The 16367-nt window shown below is 76.6% G+C and carries 16 protein-coding genes and 1 pseudogene; 8 read left to right on the top strand and 9 right to left on the bottom strand.

Translation table 11 applies throughout. The annotated features are described in order from the left end of the window. Nucleotides 1–32: 32 nt before the first annotated feature. Entirely contained in the window at nucleotides 33–698 is a 666-nt protein-coding gene (locus IE287_RS32625) for a response regulator transcription factor (RefSeq protein WP_015037008.1), read from the bottom strand. Nucleotides 699–976: 278 nt separating this feature from the next. Further along, the gene (locus IE287_RS32620) at nucleotides 977–1699 is read right to left on the bottom strand and encodes a DUF3000 domain-containing protein (protein WP_189852863.1); all 723 of its coding nucleotides are present in this window, start codon (nucleotides 1697–1699) and stop codon (nucleotides 977–979) included. 90 nt (nucleotides 1700–1789) lie between these two features. Between IE287_RS32620 and hemE the strand changes: the two genes are divergently transcribed. Then, nucleotides 1790–2866 carry a uroporphyrinogen decarboxylase gene (gene hemE / locus IE287_RS32615; protein WP_189852862.1) on the top strand — a complete coding sequence of 359 codons (1077 nt, stop codon included), beginning with the start codon at nucleotides 1790–1792 and terminating at the stop codon, nucleotides 2864–2866. 65 nt (nucleotides 2867–2931) lie between these two features. Here hemE and IE287_RS32610 read toward each other — a convergent pair whose 3' ends face one another. Further along, the gene (locus IE287_RS32610) at nucleotides 2932–4305 is read right to left on the bottom strand and encodes an FAD-dependent oxidoreductase (protein WP_189852861.1); all 1374 of its coding nucleotides are present in this window, start codon (nucleotides 4303–4305) and stop codon (nucleotides 2932–2934) included. 9 nt (nucleotides 4306–4314) lie between these two features. Next, on the bottom strand, nucleotides 4315–5388 hold the full coding sequence (locus tag IE287_RS32605; RefSeq protein WP_229883881.1) for a DUF4349 domain-containing protein: 1074 nt from the start codon (nucleotides 5386–5388) through the stop codon (nucleotides 4315–4317). A 136-nt stretch (nucleotides 5389–5524) separates the two neighbouring features. Here IE287_RS32605 and hemG point away from each other — a divergent pair, with 136 nt between their 5' ends. After that, nucleotides 5525–6997 (top strand): protoporphyrinogen oxidase, encoded by a 1473-nt coding sequence (gene hemG / locus IE287_RS32600; protein WP_189852860.1) that lies wholly within the window; start codon nucleotides 5525–5527, stop codon nucleotides 6995–6997. A gap of 17 nt (nucleotides 6998–7014) precedes the next feature. After that, nucleotides 7015–7728, top strand: a complete 714-nt coding sequence (hemQ, locus tag IE287_RS32595; protein ID WP_189852859.1) for a hydrogen peroxide-dependent heme synthase — start codon at nucleotides 7015–7017, stop codon at nucleotides 7726–7728. Nucleotides 7729–7884: 156 nt separating this feature from the next. Here hemQ and IE287_RS32590 read toward each other — a convergent pair whose 3' ends face one another. The 4 genes from IE287_RS32590 to IE287_RS32575 all read right to left on the bottom strand — a co-directional run bounded on the left by IE287_RS32590 (nucleotide 7885) and on the right by IE287_RS32575 (nucleotide 12033). Further along, on the bottom strand, nucleotides 7885–8625 hold the full coding sequence (locus IE287_RS32590; RefSeq protein ID WP_189852908.1) for a TIGR04222 domain-containing membrane protein: 741 nt from the start codon (nucleotides 8623–8625) through the stop codon (nucleotides 7885–7887). Nucleotides 8626–8670: 45 nt separating this feature from the next. Next, nucleotides 8671–9705 (bottom strand): TIGR04222 domain-containing membrane protein, encoded by a 1035-nt coding sequence (locus IE287_RS32585; protein ID WP_189852858.1) that lies wholly within the window; start codon nucleotides 9703–9705, stop codon nucleotides 8671–8673. Next, nucleotides 9702–11231 (bottom strand): MbnB/TglH/ChrH family RiPP precursor modification enzyme, encoded by a 1530-nt coding sequence (locus IE287_RS32580; protein WP_189852857.1) that lies wholly within the window; start codon nucleotides 11229–11231, stop codon nucleotides 9702–9704. The genes IE287_RS32585 and IE287_RS32580 overlap by 4 nt, the downstream gene beginning before the upstream one ends. Before the next feature lie 82 nt (nucleotides 11232–11313). After that, nucleotides 11314–12033, bottom strand: a complete 720-nt coding sequence (locus IE287_RS32575) for a peptidyl-tRNA hydrolase (protein ID WP_229883880.1) — start codon at nucleotides 12031–12033, stop codon at nucleotides 11314–11316. 103 nt (nucleotides 12034–12136) lie between these two features. On the opposite strand from IE287_RS32575, the gene IE287_RS32570 reads away from it, so the two are divergent. From IE287_RS32570 to IE287_RS39635, 4 genes and pseudogenes are all read left to right on the top strand, one after another. Then, nucleotides 12137–13066 (top strand): ATP-binding cassette domain-containing protein, encoded by a 930-nt coding sequence (locus tag IE287_RS32570; RefSeq protein WP_189852907.1) that lies wholly within the window; start codon nucleotides 12137–12139, stop codon nucleotides 13064–13066. Beyond that, nucleotides 13063–13707, top strand: coding sequence for an ABC transporter (locus IE287_RS32565; RefSeq protein WP_189852855.1), 645 nt, complete (start codon nucleotides 13063–13065; stop codon nucleotides 13705–13707). Before IE287_RS32570 ends, IE287_RS32565 begins: the two co-directional genes overlap by 4 nt. A 128-nt stretch (nucleotides 13708–13835) precedes the next feature. Continuing rightward, entirely contained in the window at nucleotides 13836–14036 is a 201-nt protein-coding gene (locus IE287_RS32560) for a hypothetical protein (RefSeq protein WP_189852854.1), read from the top strand. Between the two features lie 49 nt (nucleotides 14037–14085). Continuing rightward, nucleotides 14086–14319 (top strand): annotated as a pseudogene (locus tag IE287_RS39635) (DUF8817 family protein); the annotation flags it as partial. A gap of 16 nt (nucleotides 14320–14335) precedes the next feature. Here IE287_RS39635 and IE287_RS32555 read toward each other — a convergent pair. Further along, nucleotides 14336–15229, bottom strand: coding sequence for a polysaccharide deacetylase family protein (locus IE287_RS32555; protein ID WP_189852853.1), 894 nt, complete (start codon nucleotides 15227–15229; stop codon nucleotides 14336–14338). A 340-nt stretch (nucleotides 15230–15569) separates the two neighbouring features. On the opposite strand from IE287_RS32555, the gene IE287_RS32550 reads away from it, so the two are divergent. Next, on the top strand, nucleotides 15570–16367 hold a 798-nt coding region (locus tag IE287_RS32550; protein WP_506004978.1), incomplete at its 3' end, for an NlpC/P60 family protein.

The raw sequence follows: 16367 nt of genomic DNA, 5'->3' as shown, positions 1-16367 counted from the left end.
GTCGACAGGCGCGGCCCTTCCGTCGACCGGAGTCAGTGGATGATCCCGGTCCGCAGGGCGACGGCGACCATGCCGGCCCGGTCGCCGGTGCCCAGCTTGCGGGCGATCCGGGCGAGGTGGCTCTTCACGGTGAGCGCCGAGAGCCCCATGGAGACGCCGATGGCCTTGTTGGACTGGCCCTCGGCGACGAGGCGGAGCACCTCGACCTCGCGGCCGGAGAGCTCGCGGTAGCCGCCCGGGTGGCTCGGGGCACCCGGGGGGCGGCGGTGGCCGAGCCGCGCGGCCGCGGCGCCGATGGGCGCGGCGCCGGGGCGCGTCGGGTGGCCGATGTTGGTCCGCGTGCCGGTGACGACGTAGCCCTTCACGCCGCCGGCGAGCGCGTTGCGCACCGCGCCGATGTCGTCGGCGGCCGAGAGGGCGAGGCCGTTGGGCCAGCCGGCGGCGCGGGTCTCGGACAGCAGGGTGAGGCCGCTGCCGTCGGGAAGGTGGACGTCGGCCACGCAGATGTCGCGCGGGTTGCCGACGCGGGGGCGGGCCTCCGCGATGGACGACGCCTCGATCACGTCCCGCACGCCGAGCGCCCACAGGTGGCGGGTGACGGTGGAGCGGACGCGCGGGTCGGCCACGACGACCATGGCCGTCGGCTTGTTCGGGCGGTAGGCGACCAGGCTGGCGGGCTGCTCGAGCAGAACGGACACTCGGCCTCCTGAGGCTGAAGGGGAGGGGGACGGAGTCGGCTCGGGGAAGAAGCCGGGGGTGGACCCCCGCTGCCGAAGGGGTCAATGACTCTTTCGGCAGAGGGGCCGCCCGCCTTTAGGGAAAGATCACGATTTAGTGAGTAACAATTAGGGCAATTCGGACGCGCGATCGATCATCCTACGAGCGGCCCCCGTTCCCTCACTCCCACGGGGGACCCCGTACGAATGAGGGAAGGGCCCCCTGAGGGGCCCCTCGCGCACACCTGTCCGGACGGGACTCAGGCCCCCTGCGGCCCCCGCCGCTGGGGCAGCGAGACGACCCCCGCGCCCGACACCGTCCCCGCCGGACCCGCCGCCGCGGGGCCGTGCGCCCCCGGCGGATCGGCCGGCGCCGGCGGCAGCCCCGCGATCTGGCACAGCAGGTCGGACCAGGCCGCCAGGTGCGCGGCGGTGTCCGGGACCCCACCGGTCCCCTCCCGGGGCGTCCAGGACGCCCGGATCTCGATCTGGGTGGCCGGCCGGCGCTCCGCGAGTCCCCCGAAGTAGTGCGAGCCCGCCATCGTCACGGTCCCGCTCGCCTCCCCGTACGCGAGCCCCCGCGCCTCCAGGGCCCCGGTCAGCCAGGACCAGCACACCTCCGGCAGCAGCGGGTCCGCCGCCATCTCCGGCTCCAGCTCCGCCCGCACCAGCGTCACCAGCCGGAAGGTGCCCTTCCAGGCCTCGTGCCCCGCCGGGTCGTGCAGCAGCACCAGGCGCCCGTCCGCGAGGTCTTCCTCGCCGTCGACGACCGCCGCCTCCACCGCGTACGCGTACGGCGCGAGCCGCTGCGGCGGGCGGGTCGGCTCGACCTCCATCTCGGACCGCAGCCGTGCCGTCCGCAGGGCGTCCACCGCCCGCCGGAACGCCGCCGGCACCGGGGTCCCCGCCGTACTGTCCGCCTTGTCGCCCGTCCCTCGCACGCCGTCGGAATGATCGGAAAAATGTCCCTGAGCCGCAGCCATGCGGGGAAGAGTAGGCGGAACGGGGCCGCCATGCGGGGAGAGACACCCGCCCGGCACGAGTGGCTTCCGGTCACATGCGAAGATTTGGGCGTGAGTGCCATGGACAGCCCGACGGGCCAGCAGACGAAGCAGCAGTCGCGGACGCACGACTCCGCGTTCCTCAAGGCGTGCCGGCGCGAGCCCGTGCCCCACACCCCCGTCTGGTTCATGCGGCAGGCGGGGCGGTCCCTCCCCGAGTACCTGAAGGTGCGCGAGGGCATCCCCATGCTGGAGTCGTGCATGCGGCCCGAGCTGGTCACCGAGATCACGCTCCAGCCCGTCCGCCGCCACAAGGTCGACGCCGCGATCTACTTCAGCGACATCGTCGTCCCCCTCAAGGCCATCGGCCTGGACCTCGACATCAAGCCCGGCGTGGGCCCCGTCGTCGCCGACCCGATCCGCACCCGCGCCGACCTCGACCGGCTGCGCGACCTCACCCCGGACGACGTCCACTACGTCACCGAGGCCATCGGCATGCTCACCGAGGAGCTCGGCGACACCCCGCTGATCGGCTTCGCCGGCGCGCCCTTCACCCTCGCGAGCTACCTCGTCGAGGGCGGCCCGTCCCGCAGCCACGAGCGCACCAAGGCGATGATGTACGGCGACCCGCAGCTCTGGGCCGACCTGCTCGACCGCCTCGCCGGGATCACCTCCGCCTTCCTGAAGGTGCAGATCGAGGCCGGCGCCTCCGCCGTCCAGCTCTTCGACTCCTGGGTCGGCGCCCTCGCCCCCGCCGACTACCGCCGCTCGGTCCTCCCGGCCTCCGCCAAGGTCTTCGACGCGGTCGCCGGCCACGGCGTCCCGCGCATCCACTTCGGCGTCGGCACCGGCGAGCTCCTCGGCCTCATGGGCGAGGCGGGCGCCGACGTCGTCGGCGTCGACTGGCGCGTCCCGCTCGACGAGGCCGCCCGCCGCGTCGGCCCCGGCAAGGCCCTCCAGGGCAACCTGGACCCGGCCGTCCTCTTCGCCTCCACCGAGGTCGTCGAGGCCAAGGCCGACGAGGTCCTGGCCGCCGCGAAGGGCCTGGAGGGGCACGTCTTCAACCTGGGCCACGGCGTCATGCCCTCGATGGACCCCGACGCCCTCACCCGCCTCGTCGCCCACGTCCACGAGCGCACGGCGGTCTGACGCCCCGCCGCACGGCACGCAGGGCGCGCAGGGCGGGCAGGGCACGGACGGTGCGGGCGGCGGGGTCAGCCCGCCGCCCGCACCGCCGCCACCGCCTTGCGGGCCGCGATCAGCACCGGGTCCCACACCGGCGAGAACGGCGGCGCGTACCCCAGGTCCAGCGCCGCCATCCGCTCCACCGTCATCCCGGCGGTCAGCGCCACCGCGGCGACGTCCACCCGCTTCGCCGCGCCCTCCCGGCCCACGATCTGCACCCCGAGCAGCCGCCCGGTCCGCTTCTCGGCGAGCATCTTCACCGTCATCGGCGCCGCCCCCGGGTAGTAGCCGGCCCGGCTCGTCGACTCCACGGTCACCGTCACGTACCGCAGTCCCACCTCCCGGGCGTCCTTCTCCCGCAGCCCGGTCCTGGCGATCTCCAGGTCGCACACCTTGGACACGGCCGTCCCCACCACCCCGGGGAAGGTCGCGTAGTCGCCGCCCACGTTCGAGCCGATGACCTGTCCCTGCTTGTTGGCGTGGGTGCCCAGCGGCACGTGCCGCTCCCGGTTCGACACCAGGTCCAGGACCTCCACGCAGTCGCCGCCGGCCCACACGTTCTCCTGCCCCCGCACCCGCATCGCCAGGTCCGTCAGCAGCCCGCCGTGCGTCCCGAGCGGCAGCCCCGCCGTCTTCGCCAGCGAGGTCTCCGGCACCACGCCGGTCCCGAGCACCACCACGTCCGCCGGGTACGTGCCGTCGTCCGTGACCACCGCCCGGACCCGCCCCTCGTCCCCCGTGAGGATCTCCCGCACCGCCGCCGAGCCGACCGTCCGGATCCCCAGCCCGTCCATCGCCGCGTGCACCAGTCGGCCCATGTCCGGGTCGAGCGTGGACATCGGCTGCTCGCCCCGGTTGAGGACCGTCACCTCGTAGCCCCGGTTCAGCAGCGCCTCGGCCATCTCCACGCCGATGTACCCGGCGCCGACGACCACCGCGCGGCGCCCCGCCGTCCCGGCCAGCGAGTCGAGCAGCGCCTGCCCGTCCTCCAGCGTCTGCACGCCGTGCACGCCCGCCGCGTCGATCCCGGGCACCGCCGGCCGGGCGGGCCGCGCCCCGGTCGCGACGACCAGCTTGTCGAAGCCCGTCCACGTCTCCGTGCCGGCCGCCAGGTCCCTGGCCAGAACCCGCTGCCCGGCGAGGTCGATCTCCGTCACCTCGGTCCGCGTCCGCAGGTCGATCCCGCGCGCCCGGTGTTCCTCGGGGGAGCGGGCGATCAGCTCGTCGCGCCCGGCGACGTCCCCGCCGACCCAGTACGGGATGCCGCAGGCCGAGTACGAGGAGAAGCGGCCCCGTTCGAAGGCCGTGATCTCCAGCTCCCCGGGTCCCCTGAGCCTGCGCGCCTGCGACGCGGCGGACATGCCCGCCGCGTCGCCGCCGATGATCACCAGTCGTTCGCTCATGCGCCCACGCTACGGGGCCGGGGTCCCCCCGTCCGGCTCCGCGTCGGGCAGCGGCAGCCCCGCCGCGTTCGTCCGGCCCCCCTGCCCCGGTACGGGAACGGGCGCGGGCCGGGGCGCCGCGACGGCCGCACGGGCCCGGAGGCGCGGACGCACCACCCACCGCCACACCGCGTACGCCGCCGCGGCCACCACCAGCCACGGCGCGAGCGCCGCGAGGACCACCAGGACCCACGCCACCACGGCGACGAGCGCGCTCCAGCCGCCGCCGAGCGCCTCCCCGAGTCCCGGCCTGCCCTCCTCGGTCTCTCCGCCCTCGACGGCGGCCCGCTCCTTCTCGTGCAGGTTCAGCGTGATCGTCGCCAGCGAGGTCCGGTCCTTCAGTGAGGCCTGCTGCGCCAGCAGTGCCTCCAGGTCCGCCTGCCGGCGGCTCAGCTCGCCCTCCAGGGTCACCACGTCGCCCAGCCGCTCGGCCCGGTCCATCAGCGCCCGCACCCGCGCCACGCTCGCCCGCTGGGTGGCGATCCGGCTCTGCACGTCCACCACCTGGTCGGTGACGTCCTGCGCCTCCGCCTTGCGGGAGAGCAGCTTCCCGGTGCCCGCCAGCTCGGAGAGGACCCGGTCGTACCGGTCCTGCGGCACCCGCAGCACCATCGTCGAGGCGCCGTACCGGTCGTCGACGCGCTCGGTCGTCTCGGACTCCACCCGGCCGCCCGCCCCGGACACCACCGCCCGCACCCGGTCGGCGGTCGGCGCCACCCGGTCGACCTCCACCGAGAGCGAGGCCGTGCGGATCACGTGCTGGACGGCCGGCGCCTTCGACGCCGGTGCCGCCGCGTCCCCCTTCGCGCCGGCCGACCCGGAGCCCGACCCGCCGGTGGCGCCGCCCGGCGTGTCCTGCCGCGCCGCGCCGGCCGCCTCGTCCGCCGCCGCGGCGCTCTTGCTCCCGGCGGTCGAGTCCGGGGCGCCGCCGCAGCCCGCCGTCAGCGCCACCGAGGCGGCGAGCAGCAGCGCCGCCCCCGCCCTCCGCCGCCGGGCCGCCCCGCCCGCCCTGCCCGTCCCGCTCGTCCTGACCGTCGTGCGCACCGAAACCCCCCAGGGTCGCCGGAAGTGATGTCCCTAGGACGTCCGGGACCCGCTCCCGGTTTGCGCCGCGCGGTAGCGATGCGGTCACGTTCCGGCCTCGGAACGGGACGCGCGGGCGATTTGAGAGAGTGGTCCCATGAACGCGGACACCACGGGACCCCACGCCGGACCGCACGCCGTCGTCGTCGGCGGCGGCATCACCGGCCTCTCCGCCGCCCTGCGGCTGCTCGCCGCCGGCGCGCGCGTCACCCTCCTGGAGGCCGGCGGCCGGCTCGGCGGCAAACTCCTCGCCGGGGAGATCGCCGGCGCCCCCGTGGACCTCGGCGCCGAGTCCCTGCTCGCCCGCCGCCCCGAGGCTGTCGCCCTCGCCCGGGCCGTCGGCCTCGGCGACCGGCTCCGGCCCCCCGGCACCACCACCGCCTCCGTCTGGTCCCGGGGCAGTCTCGTCCCCATGCCCAAGGGCCACGTCATGGGCGTCCCCGGCGACGCGGAGGCCGTCGCCGGCCTCCTCTCCGAGGAGGCCCTGCGCCGGATCGGGCGCGACCTGGAGCTCCCGCCCACCGAGCTCGGAGAGGACACCGCGATCGGCGCGTACGTCGCCGAGCGCATGGGCCGCGAGGTCGTCGACCGGCTCGTCGAGCCCCTCCTCGGCGGCGTCTACGCCGGCGACGCCTACCGCATCTCGATGCGGGCCGCTGTCCCCGCCCTCTTCGAGGCCGCCCGCCGCCACCCCACCCTCACCGCCGCCGTCCGGGCCGTCCAGGCCGCCGGAGCGGCCGTCCCCGCCGACGCGGCGGGCGCGGCCACCGGCCTCGGCGGGGCCGCCTTCGCCGGCCTCGACGGCGGCATCGGCACCCTCCCCGGTGCCGTCGCCGACGCCGTCCGCGCCGCCGGAGGCACGATCCTGACCGGCACCCCCGCCACCGCCCTGCTCCGGGACGGCACCGGCTGGCGGGTGGTCACCCCGGAGCGGACGCTCGACGCGGACGCCGTCGTCCTCGCCGCCCCCGCCCCCGTCGCCGCCGGCCTCCTCGCCGGTCACGCCCCCGCGGCCGCCGCGCTCCTCGACGGGATCGCGTACGCCTCGATGGCCCTGGTGACCTTCGCCTTCCGCCGCGCCGACGTGCCGGACCTGCCGGGCTCCGGCTTCCTCGTCCCGCCCGTCGACGGGCACACCATCAAGGCCTCGACCTTCTCCAGCCGGAAGTGGCGCTGGGTCGGCGAGGCCGCGCCCGAGCTCTTCGTGCTCCGCACCTCCGTCGGCCGGCACGGCGAGGAGACCTGGCTCCACCGCGACGACGAGGACCTCGTCGCCGCCTCCCTCAAGGACCTCGGCGCCGCCACCGGCCTCGCGGCCCGCCCCGTCGCCACCACGGTCACCCGCTGGACCGGCGGCCTGCCCCAGTACCCCGTCGGCCACCTGGACCGGGTCGCCCGGGCCCGCACCGCCCTCGCCGGCCTGCCCGGCCTGCGCCTCGCGGGGGCCGCGTACGACGGCGTCGGCATCCCCGCCTGCGTCGCCTCGGCGCACCGCGCGGCCGACGCGGTCGCCGACGAGATCATCGCCACGTCGGAAACGGGGCACCCCGGTGCGGGGCACTCCTCGTGACGGGCGAGAATAGGCGTATGAGTGCGCCCGAAAAGATCCCGAACGCCGGTAAGAAGGCGAAGGACCTCAACGAGGTCATCCGCTACACCCTGTGGTCCGTCTTCAAGCTGCGCGACGTCCTGCCCGCCGACCGAGCCGGTTACGCCGACGAGGTCCAGGAGCTCTTCGACAAGCTTGCGGCGGAGGACGTCACCGTCCGCGGCACGTACGACCTCTCCGGTCTGCGCGCCGACGCCGACGTCATGATCTGGTGGCACGCCGAGACGAGCGACGAGCTCCAGACGGCGTACAACCTCTTCCGCCGGACCGAGCTGGGCCGCGCTCTGGAGCCGGTCTGGTCCAACATGGCGCTGCACCGCCCCGCCGAGTTCAACAAGTCGCACATCCCGGCCTTCCTGGCCGACGAGACCCCCCGCGACTACGTCTCGGTCTACCCCTTCGTCCGCTCCTACGACTGGTACCTGCTGCCGGACGAGGACCGCCGCCGGATGCTCGCCGACCACGGCAAGATGGCCCGCGGCTACCCGGACGTCCGGGCCAACACGGTCGCCTCCTTCTCGCTCGGCGACTACGAGTGGCTCCTCGCCTTCGAGGCCGACGAGCTGCACCGCATCGTGGACCTCATGCGCCACCTGCGCGCCTCCGAGGCCCGGATGCACGTCCGCGAGGAGGTCCCCTTCTACACCGGCCGCCGCAAGAGCGTCGCGGACCTGGTGGCGGGCCTGGCCTGACGGCCCCACGACCTGGTGGCACCCCGGCTCCCAGCCGGGGTTCGCCCCTCGACCCGGAAGATCAGACGGCGGCCGCTCCATGGCCCGCCGCTCCAGCGACACCGGGTCCGGCACCGGGTGCGGCGCGCGCGAGCGCGCCGCACCGGCGTCCCTTCCTCACCGCACCCCCGGCGGGCGCCCCAGCGCGGCCCGCAGCTCCGGCTCCAGGACCGAGGGCCCCCGGGTGGCGAGCGCGGTGAGCGGATCCTCCGCCGAGAGCCCCGCCAGCAGGCGCTGACCGGCGTGCGAGGCCCACCGGCTGCGCGGATACGACTCCGCCCGGCCGAGCAGCAGACAGAGTCCCGAGGCCGTCAGCGGCAGGACGAACCCGGCGACGGCCTGCGTCCGCTCCGCCGCGGACACCAGCGGCACCGCGACCGCCCCCAGCGCCAGGGCCAGCAGGAACGCGCCCTCGACCGCCCGCAGCCCGGCCGCGACCTCCCGCCGCCCCGCCCCCGGCACCGCGAGCCCCCGCTCCACCAGCCCCTCCTCGATCCGGCGTACGCACCCGGCGGCGGCGACCGCCGGACGCAGCCGCGGCACCGGCGCCTGCCCCTCCGGGCCGATCGCGCCGAGCACCGCCCGCTCCAGCTCGTCCCCGCCGCCGGAGGCGTCGACGACCGTGGCCCAGCCGGTGTGCGCGAGCAGCAGCCGGCGAGCCCGGTGCATCGAGACCAGCGTCAGATCGGTGACCCGCCCCGGCCCGCCCGCGAGGAACGCGGCCTCGCCCAGGGTGAGTTCGCCCTCCCCGGCCGCCCCGCCGCCGGGCCCGCCGGCGGCGATCGCCGCCCGGCAGAGCCGGACGCAGGCGACGGCGGTCACGACGGAGGCGACGAGGAGGAGCGGGATCCAGACCATGATCGTGTTGTACGACAGGACCGCGGGCTCCGCCACCCGAACGGCTCAGCCGCTGGACCCGCAGGAGGACGACGAGGACGAGCCGCAGGACGAGGAGGAGGATCCGCACGAGGACGACGAGGACGAGCCGCAGGAGGACGAGGAGGATCCGCAGGAGGACGACGAGGACCCGCAGGAGGAGCCGCCCGACCCGCATCCCGACCCGCCGGAACCCGAGTCCCAGCCGTCCCCGCCGCCCGGAGCCGCCCCCGCGCACCACAGGACCACGGCCGCCGCCGCGGTGGTGTCGGAGGAGTGCCGCGCGTACGGGGACGGAGAGGGGCGGCTCGACCCGGCCGCGGGCCCCTGGAGCCGGGCCGCGTTCCGCAGCCGCTCCCACAGGTCGCGGTCGGACAGCGCGCGGATGCCGCCGAGGGCCACCGCGTGCGCGGTGCCGCCGCCGTGGCCGTGCGCCCTCCGGTACGCCGCCAGCGCGACCAGCCCCGCCGCGCTCACCTGGCGGGTGTACGTGGTGCCGCAGACGAGGGCCGTGACGAAGCAGCCGAAGAACAGCGGCAGCACCAGCACGACGAACGGCACCATCGCGCCCTCCGGGTCGGAGAACTGGACGACGGTGACCACCACCGAGACCGGCAGCATCAGGAACGCCGCCAGGGCGAGCGAGAGGCACCGCCGCCGCAGCGTCCGGCGCCGGGCCGGCACGACCACGAGGCCGCGCGCGGCGAGCCCGTCGCCGATCTCCTGCACCGCCGGGTGCGTCATCACGCCGAGCCGCAGGGTGTGCAGGGCGCCGTGCGGGGCGCCCGCGTGGGTGTCGAGCACGGCCCGCTCCACCGGGTCGTGGGCGACCGCCCGGTCCACCGCGACCACCCCGGGTCCGCCGATGGCCAGGCGCCCGTCCACGTGCATGGCGGCGAGGGCGGTGTCGGCGACCCTGCCCGGGCCGCCGCCCAGGAAGGCGGCCTCGTAGACGTCCTGGAGCGGCCCGGGCGGGCCGCCCCGGCCCCGGCGGCAGGCGACGACGAGCCCGGCGCAGGCGGTGACGCCGGCCGCGTAGAAGGCGAGGAGGAGGAAGGTCATGCCGTCCACCGCCCCCCGAGCACGTGCCGGGCGGCGCGGGCCACGCGGCCCGCGAGCCCGGGCGGACGGCTGTCCGACCGTTCCTGCCACCAGCGGGTCAGCTCCCGCCGCTCGGGCCGCCGCCCGTCGAGCAGCAGCCCCTCGACGAAGTCGAGCGCGTCCCGGCGGTAGCTCCCCGGCATCGGCCGGGACCGCGCGTACGCGAGGAACGCGGGCCGGAACTCCTCGCCGAGGATCTCCGGAAGCTCGGGCGCGATCCGCGCCACGACGGACGCCCGCTTCGCGGCGAGCGCCCGGCCCTGCACCCGGATCCGCCGCACGTCGAAGCCCTCCGGCACCGGCGTCCCCGCCACCAGCGCGGACAGCAGCGCGGCCTGCCCCACCCCGACCCGCTGCCGCACCGCGTCCCCGACGGCCGCGGCCTCGGCTCCGGGCTCGGGCGCGGTCCCGGCCACGGCTCCGCTTCCGGCCTCGGGGGCGGGGCGGGGCAGGACGGCCACCGGGCCGCCGGGCGGGACGGCCGCCGCGCGGAGCGGGCGGGGCTCCGGGGCCGCGGCCGGCCGGGCGGGCGGCATGAGGCCGCCGGAGACGCGGGCTCCGGCGCCGATGTGGAGCGGGTCGCCGCCGGTGAGCGCGCGGCCCGCGCGGAGGGCGGCGGCGGCGACGCCGTGGCGCGCGCCGGGGGCCGCCGGGCGCCGGCGGGCGGCCGTCGTCACCGTCGTACGGATCGCCGCGAGCTCCGAGGCGAGCTCCGTCGCTGCCGGGAAGCGGTCGTCGCGCTCCAGCAGCACACCGGGCGGGGCGACCCGGCCGGCGAGGTCGGCCAGGATGTCCAGGACCGGCTCCGGCACCGGGTGGGCGTGGGTGTCGTGCCAGACGCCGTCCCGCTCGACCCCGCCCGCCACGTGCACGTAGGCGATGGCCTCCACGGGGAGTTCGGCGAGCGCCCGCGCCGGGTCCTCGCCCCGGTTGCGGTGGTTGGTGTGCAGGTTGGCGACGTCGACGAGGAGCCGTACCCCCGTGCGCTCCACCAGCTCCGCGAGGAACCGCCCCTCCGTCATCTCCTCGCCCGGCCAGGAGAAGAGCGCGGCGATGTTCTCCAGCGCCAGCGGCACCGGCAGCGACTCCTGCGCGATGCGGACGTTCTCGCAGAGCACGTCGAGGGCGTCCCGGGTGCGCGGGACGGGCAGCAGGTGCCCGGCCTCCAGGCGCGGGGTCGCGGTCAGCGGCCCCCCGGCCCGGACGAACGCGATGTGCTCGGTGACGAGCGGCGCCCCCAGCGCCTCCGCCTTCGCCGCCAGCGCGGCGAGCCGCTCCGGGTCCGGCCGGTCCGCCCCGCCGAGCCCCAGCGACACCCCGTGCGGCACGACCGTGACGCCGCGCGCCCGCAGCCGTGCCAGCGACTCGGGCAGGTGGCCGGCGCACACGTTCTCCGCGACGACCTCCACCCAGTCGACCCCGGGCAGCTCCTCGACCGCGTCCGCGATCTCGGGACGCCAGCCGATGCCGATGCCGAGTTCCGTCATGTCCCCCTCCTTCGGTCCTCAGTCATCCACGTGATGACCCCGGCGATGCCGGTCGAACCCATGAAGGGGGAGGTTCAGAGCTTCATTTGAGGTTCCCGGCCGCAGGGGCACCGGGAGCCCCGAGAACACCGGGGAAGGAGGACACCACCGTGGCGCTGCCCGGCGCGATCTCCGTGAAGCCGGCGTCGCGGACGACCGGGAGGCCGCTCGCGGCGAGCGCGGGCCACCGGTCCGCGTCCGCGGTGCGGACGGCGAGCGGGAAGCCCGCCTCCCGCCAGGCCGCGCGGGCCGCCCCGTCCAGGGCCCACCACAGCAGCTGCGCCCCGTGCCCGGCCTGGGCCATCGCCTTGCCGGCCGACATCGCGAGCTCCGGGTTGAACCAGAGCACGGCGGCCCCCTCGGGGGCGGGCCCCGGCGGCTCCGGGTCGTCCAGGTCGGTGCCCGACACCTGGAGCTTGGCCAGCTCCTTGGGCCAGCCGTCCAGCGGGACCGGCGGGAAGACCCGCACCTCCGCCTCCGCGCCGGTCTCGGTGATGCCGGGAAGGGCCGAGGCGCGCCGCCACTCCGCGCCGCGCGCCCGCCGGACGACCTTGCGGATCCGGGCGTCCTCCCAGTCGGCGACGGCCTGTGCCCATTCCCCCTCGCCGAGCGCGCGCTCGTCGGTCAGGAGCCGGAGGACCGCCCGGGCCGCGCTCTCCAGGGCGTCGGTGCGGGCCGGGGGCGCGTCCCGCTCGATGCGCACCACCAGGGGGAGGACGAACTGCGGCTTCTCGTCGCGGGGATCGGTGTCGTTGCTGCTCACCCGGGCAAGTCTGCCACCGTCCCGGTCCGGCGGATCTTGTGGCCGGCGCGGAGGGCGCGCGAGGATCGGCGCCATGAGGACGTCGGAGCGGGGACGGGGGCCGGTGCGGCTCGCGGGGGTCGGGCGGCGCTACGGGCCGCGCGGCCCGTGGGTGCTGCGTGGTGTCGACCTGGAGCTGCCGGAGGGGCGGCTGGTGCGCGCCACCGGTGCGAACGGCACCGGCAAGTCGACGCTGCTGCGGCTGGTCGCCGGGGTCGACGCCCCCGCCGAGGGCCGGATCACCGGCCGCCCGGCGCGCACCGCGTACGTCCCCGAGCGCTTCCCGGCCGCCCTGCCCTTCACGGCCCTCGCCCACCTGGTCCACCTCGGCCGCCTCCAGGGCCTGCGCACCGGCGAGGCCCGGGCCCGGGCGGGGGAGTGGCTGGAGCGGTTCGGCGCGGGCGCGTACGCCGGGACCGCGCTCGCGGAGCTCTCCAAGGGCGGCGCCCAGAAGGTGGCCGTCGCCCAGGCGCTGCTCGCCGCGCCCGGCCTGCTGGTCCTGGACGAGGCCTGGACGGGCCTGGACGAGGGCGCCCGCGCGGAGCTCGACCGGGCGGTCCGCGAACGGGTCGCCGCCGGCTGCACGGTCCTCTTCGTCGACCACGACCCGCGCCGCCTGGCCGGCGAGGCCGGCGTGACCCTCCGGCTGGAGCACGGCGGGGTCCACGGCCTGCCGCCCCGCCCCGGCGACGGGGCCGGGCCGGACCCCGCTCCGCGCCCCGCCGCGCCGAGGCCGGCGCGGGTGTCGGCACCCGCGCCGGCGGCCGTGCCCGTACCCGCGTCGATGCGGATCGTCGCCTCCGGTGGCCGGGCGCTGCCGGACGTCCTGCCCGGCGGGGCCGCCCGGGTTTCGCCGGCGGACGGCGGGGGCGTCGTCTTCCGGGTCGGCGGGGGCGACTCCGACGAACTGCTGAGGCTGCTGCTCGCGGCCTCCTGGCACGTCCACCGCGTCGAGCCGGAACCGGCGCCCGCACCTGCCCGGGAGCCGGCGTGACGGCGCTGCTGCGGTACCACTCCGCGCTGTTCCTCCGCTCCCAGCGGTGGCTCGCTCCCCTGATCCTGTACGCGGCCCTCGTCGTGGTCGGGGTGCGGCCGGGCGATCCGGTGGCGGGCTCGCTCGGCATCGCGGCGGCGGGTCTGCTGCCGGTGTCGGCGTGGGCGGTGCGGATCTGCCTGACGCAGGAGCCGGAGGCCTCCCGGGCGGTGGTCGCCGCCGCCGGAGGCCGGTCCCGCGCCCACCTGGCGGCCCTCCTCACCGGCGCCGGATGGCCGGTCCTCGCCGGCGCGGTCGCGGCCTGCGCGGTGACGGCCACGGGGGACCTCGCCGGGACGGGAGGCCCGGCCGCCCTGCTCGCCGGGGTCCTGGCCACCACCGCCTGCGCCCTCACCGGCGGGGCCGTCGGCGCGCTCGCCGCGCGCCCCTTCGTGCGGGCGCCCGGCCTCTCGGTGGCGGCGCTGCTCCTCGGCTCCCTGGGCGCGCTGGTGACGACGGGGTCGCCCGCGAAGCACGCGGTCGCCTCCCTGGTCGGCGCCGAGGGGGCGGTCCGGCCGCCGTGGGCCGCGTGCGCCGCCGCCGTCCTCCTGGCCGCCGTCACGGCGGCCGTCTCCCGCCTCGCCGCCGCCCGCCTGGAGTGAGAAGGGGCGGACGGGGACCGGCGGGGCGGGGCCGGTGGACGGGGACGGAGACCGGGACCGGGACCGGGACCGGGACGGAGAGCGGGACGGGGCCGGTCGCGGGGCCCGTCCCGGCGTAGCCTTCTCCCATGACGACCACGGAATCCGGCGGCCCCGGCGCCTCCTGCGCCCCCGAGCCCGCGCCCCGGCCGCCGAAGGCGACCGGGGGACCGTACGCGCGCTGCGTGCTGTGCCTGGAGCCGACCGAGTACGCGGAGTCGGCCAAGGGGATCGTGCTGTGCCCGGTCTGCGAGTGGCAGGAGGCGCAGCGCAACGCCTGTTCCGGCTGACCCCTCCCGCTCCGGAGTCCGCGCGCGGCACCACGCCGGCCTCCTCGCCCACTCGGAGGAGGAGCCCGTCGCGGTCGCGACGGTGATCGGCCGGGCACCGCGCGCACCGGACGAACCGCCCTCCCCGGTCCGGCGGTTGCGCCTCCCGGTGCTCCGCGCGGACGCCGCGCGGCGGCCCGGCGACGAGGAGGCGGCCGCGGAGGCCGCGGCCGTGCCCCTCGGTCCGGCGGAGCGGGAGTCCGTCCGGGACGGCCTCGCCCGCCTGGCGGAGCCGGCCGGCTGACCCACGGGGGCGGGGCTCAGCCCGCCCGCATCAGCTCCGACACCTTCACGAAGCGGTAGCCGCGGGCGCGGAGTTCGGGGACGATCCGGCGGATCGCCCGCTCGGTGGCGGGCGCGGCGCTGCGCGTGCAGTGCAGGACCACCAGGGAGCCCGGGCGCACCCCGGAGAGGACCTGCTCCGCCACCGCGTCCGGGTCCTTCGCGAAGGCGTCGCCGCCGACCACGTCCCACTGCACGGCCGTCACCCGGGCCGGGGCGAGCGCGTGCCGGGCGGTGTCGTCGTAGCAGCCGCCGGGGAAGCGGAAGTACGGCACGACGTTGACCGCGCCGGCGTCCCGGAAGGACTCGAAGGCGCGCCGCACGTCGGCCGCCATGTCCGGTGCGGCGACCGTCGGCAGGCCGTAGCAGGGCGTGGCGAAGGCGTAGTGGCTGTAGGAGTGGTTGGCGATCTCGAAGCGGGGGTCGCGTCCGATGGACCCGGCCTGGTCGGGGTACTCCTCCGCCCAGCGGCCGGTCATGAAGATCGTCGCGTCCACCTTCAGGCGGCGCAGGGTCGCGATGAGTTCCGGGTTGTCGAAGCGCTCGCCGCCGGCCGCGCGGGGCCCCTGGTCGGCGGTCATGTCGGCGTCGAAGGTGAGCGCGACGACCTTCTCCGCGCCCCGGGCGGAGCGCGCGGCGCCGCGCGTGTAGACGGGGGTGAGCCCGTCGGGGCCGGGCTTCAGGACGGGGACCCCGGCGGGTGCGGCGCCCGGCTTGGGCGCGGCCGGGGCTCCGGGGGCGGACGGCGTGCCGCCGGGGGCGGGCGGCGGGGTGCGGGAGGCGGTGGCCCCGGGCTTCGCCCTGGGTGCGGGGGGTTCGGCGCCCTCGCCGCAGCCGACGAGAACGGCACCCAGTAGGCCATATGCGGCCATTTTCCGTACAGGAATGATCACGAACGGAAGTTATACGACCAAAGGGTTGGATGCCCGCGACGCGGCAGGGGTGGCGTCCGAGTCCACCCGGCGGGCCGACGCGCCCTCACCCGAACGGAGGGTGTCCCGAAGCGGACGTGTCCCGATGCTGACACCCCGAACGGCTTCACCGGCCTTCCGGCGTGTTGCAGGATTCAGGCATCGGGAGTCAGGCGCCGCCGAACTCCCGGAGGAGAAAAGGGAATTGATCCGGTCGGGGAAAAGGCCGGCACATTTCCCGACCGATTCCCGGAAGCCGCCCGTCCGCAGGGTGGGTTTCCCCTGCCCAGAAGGAATGACGTTGAACAGGATCAGGATCACCCGACGCGTCTCGGTCGCCCTGTGCGCCGCCACCGCCCTCGGACTCGGCGCGACCGGCGGGGCGTTCGCCCAGTCGCCCGGACCGGCCGGCCACCGCCCGGCCGTGAAGGCCGGCGGGGTCGAGTACCCGGGTGCCGGGCAGGGCAAGGTCACGCCCGTCCCGGACGAGTTCCGCCGGGACGCGGGGCAGCGGAGCCTCGCCGCCGCCGCGGGCATCACCCGCAGCGAGGTCATCGCCCGGGCGAAGTCCTGGGTCGGCAAGGGCCTGGACTACAGCTGGACCAACTACCACCAGGGCTACCGGATGGACTGCTCCGGCTACGTCTCCATGGCGTGGGGGCTCGGCAGTTCGCTCGCCACCCCGAACTTCGTCCCGGGAACGGCCGAATGGATAACGAAGGCCGAACTCAAGCCCGGTGACGCGCTCCTCGACGACGATTCCGGTGCCGACGGCCACATCGTCCTCTTCGAGGAATGGGCGACCTCCGACAAGTCCTCCTACTGGGGCTACGAATTCACGCCCAGCGGCGTCCACCACCGCATTCTCCCCTACCCCTACTACAGCGGAAAGGGCCCCTTCGCCCCGGCCCGGCTGAAGGGCATCCTCGACGACCCGGTCCCCGCTCCGGAGGCGCCCAAGGAGGACACCTCCTCGCGGGTGAACGCGGACTTCAACGGTGACGGCCGGGACGACGTGGCGGCGCTGTACGGGTACGGCGACGGTTCGGTGGCGCTGTTCACGTTCCTCGCGCGGCCGGACGGCGGGTTCGACGCGCCG

The sequence above is a fragment of the Streptomyces omiyaensis genome (assembly GCF_014650895.1).
Classification (GTDB): domain Bacteria; phylum Actinomycetota; class Actinomycetes; order Streptomycetales; family Streptomycetaceae; genus Streptomyces; species Streptomyces omiyaensis.
The sequence above is the reverse complement of the archived record's forward strand: the minus strand, read 5'-3'. Positions and strand labels throughout refer to the sequence as shown.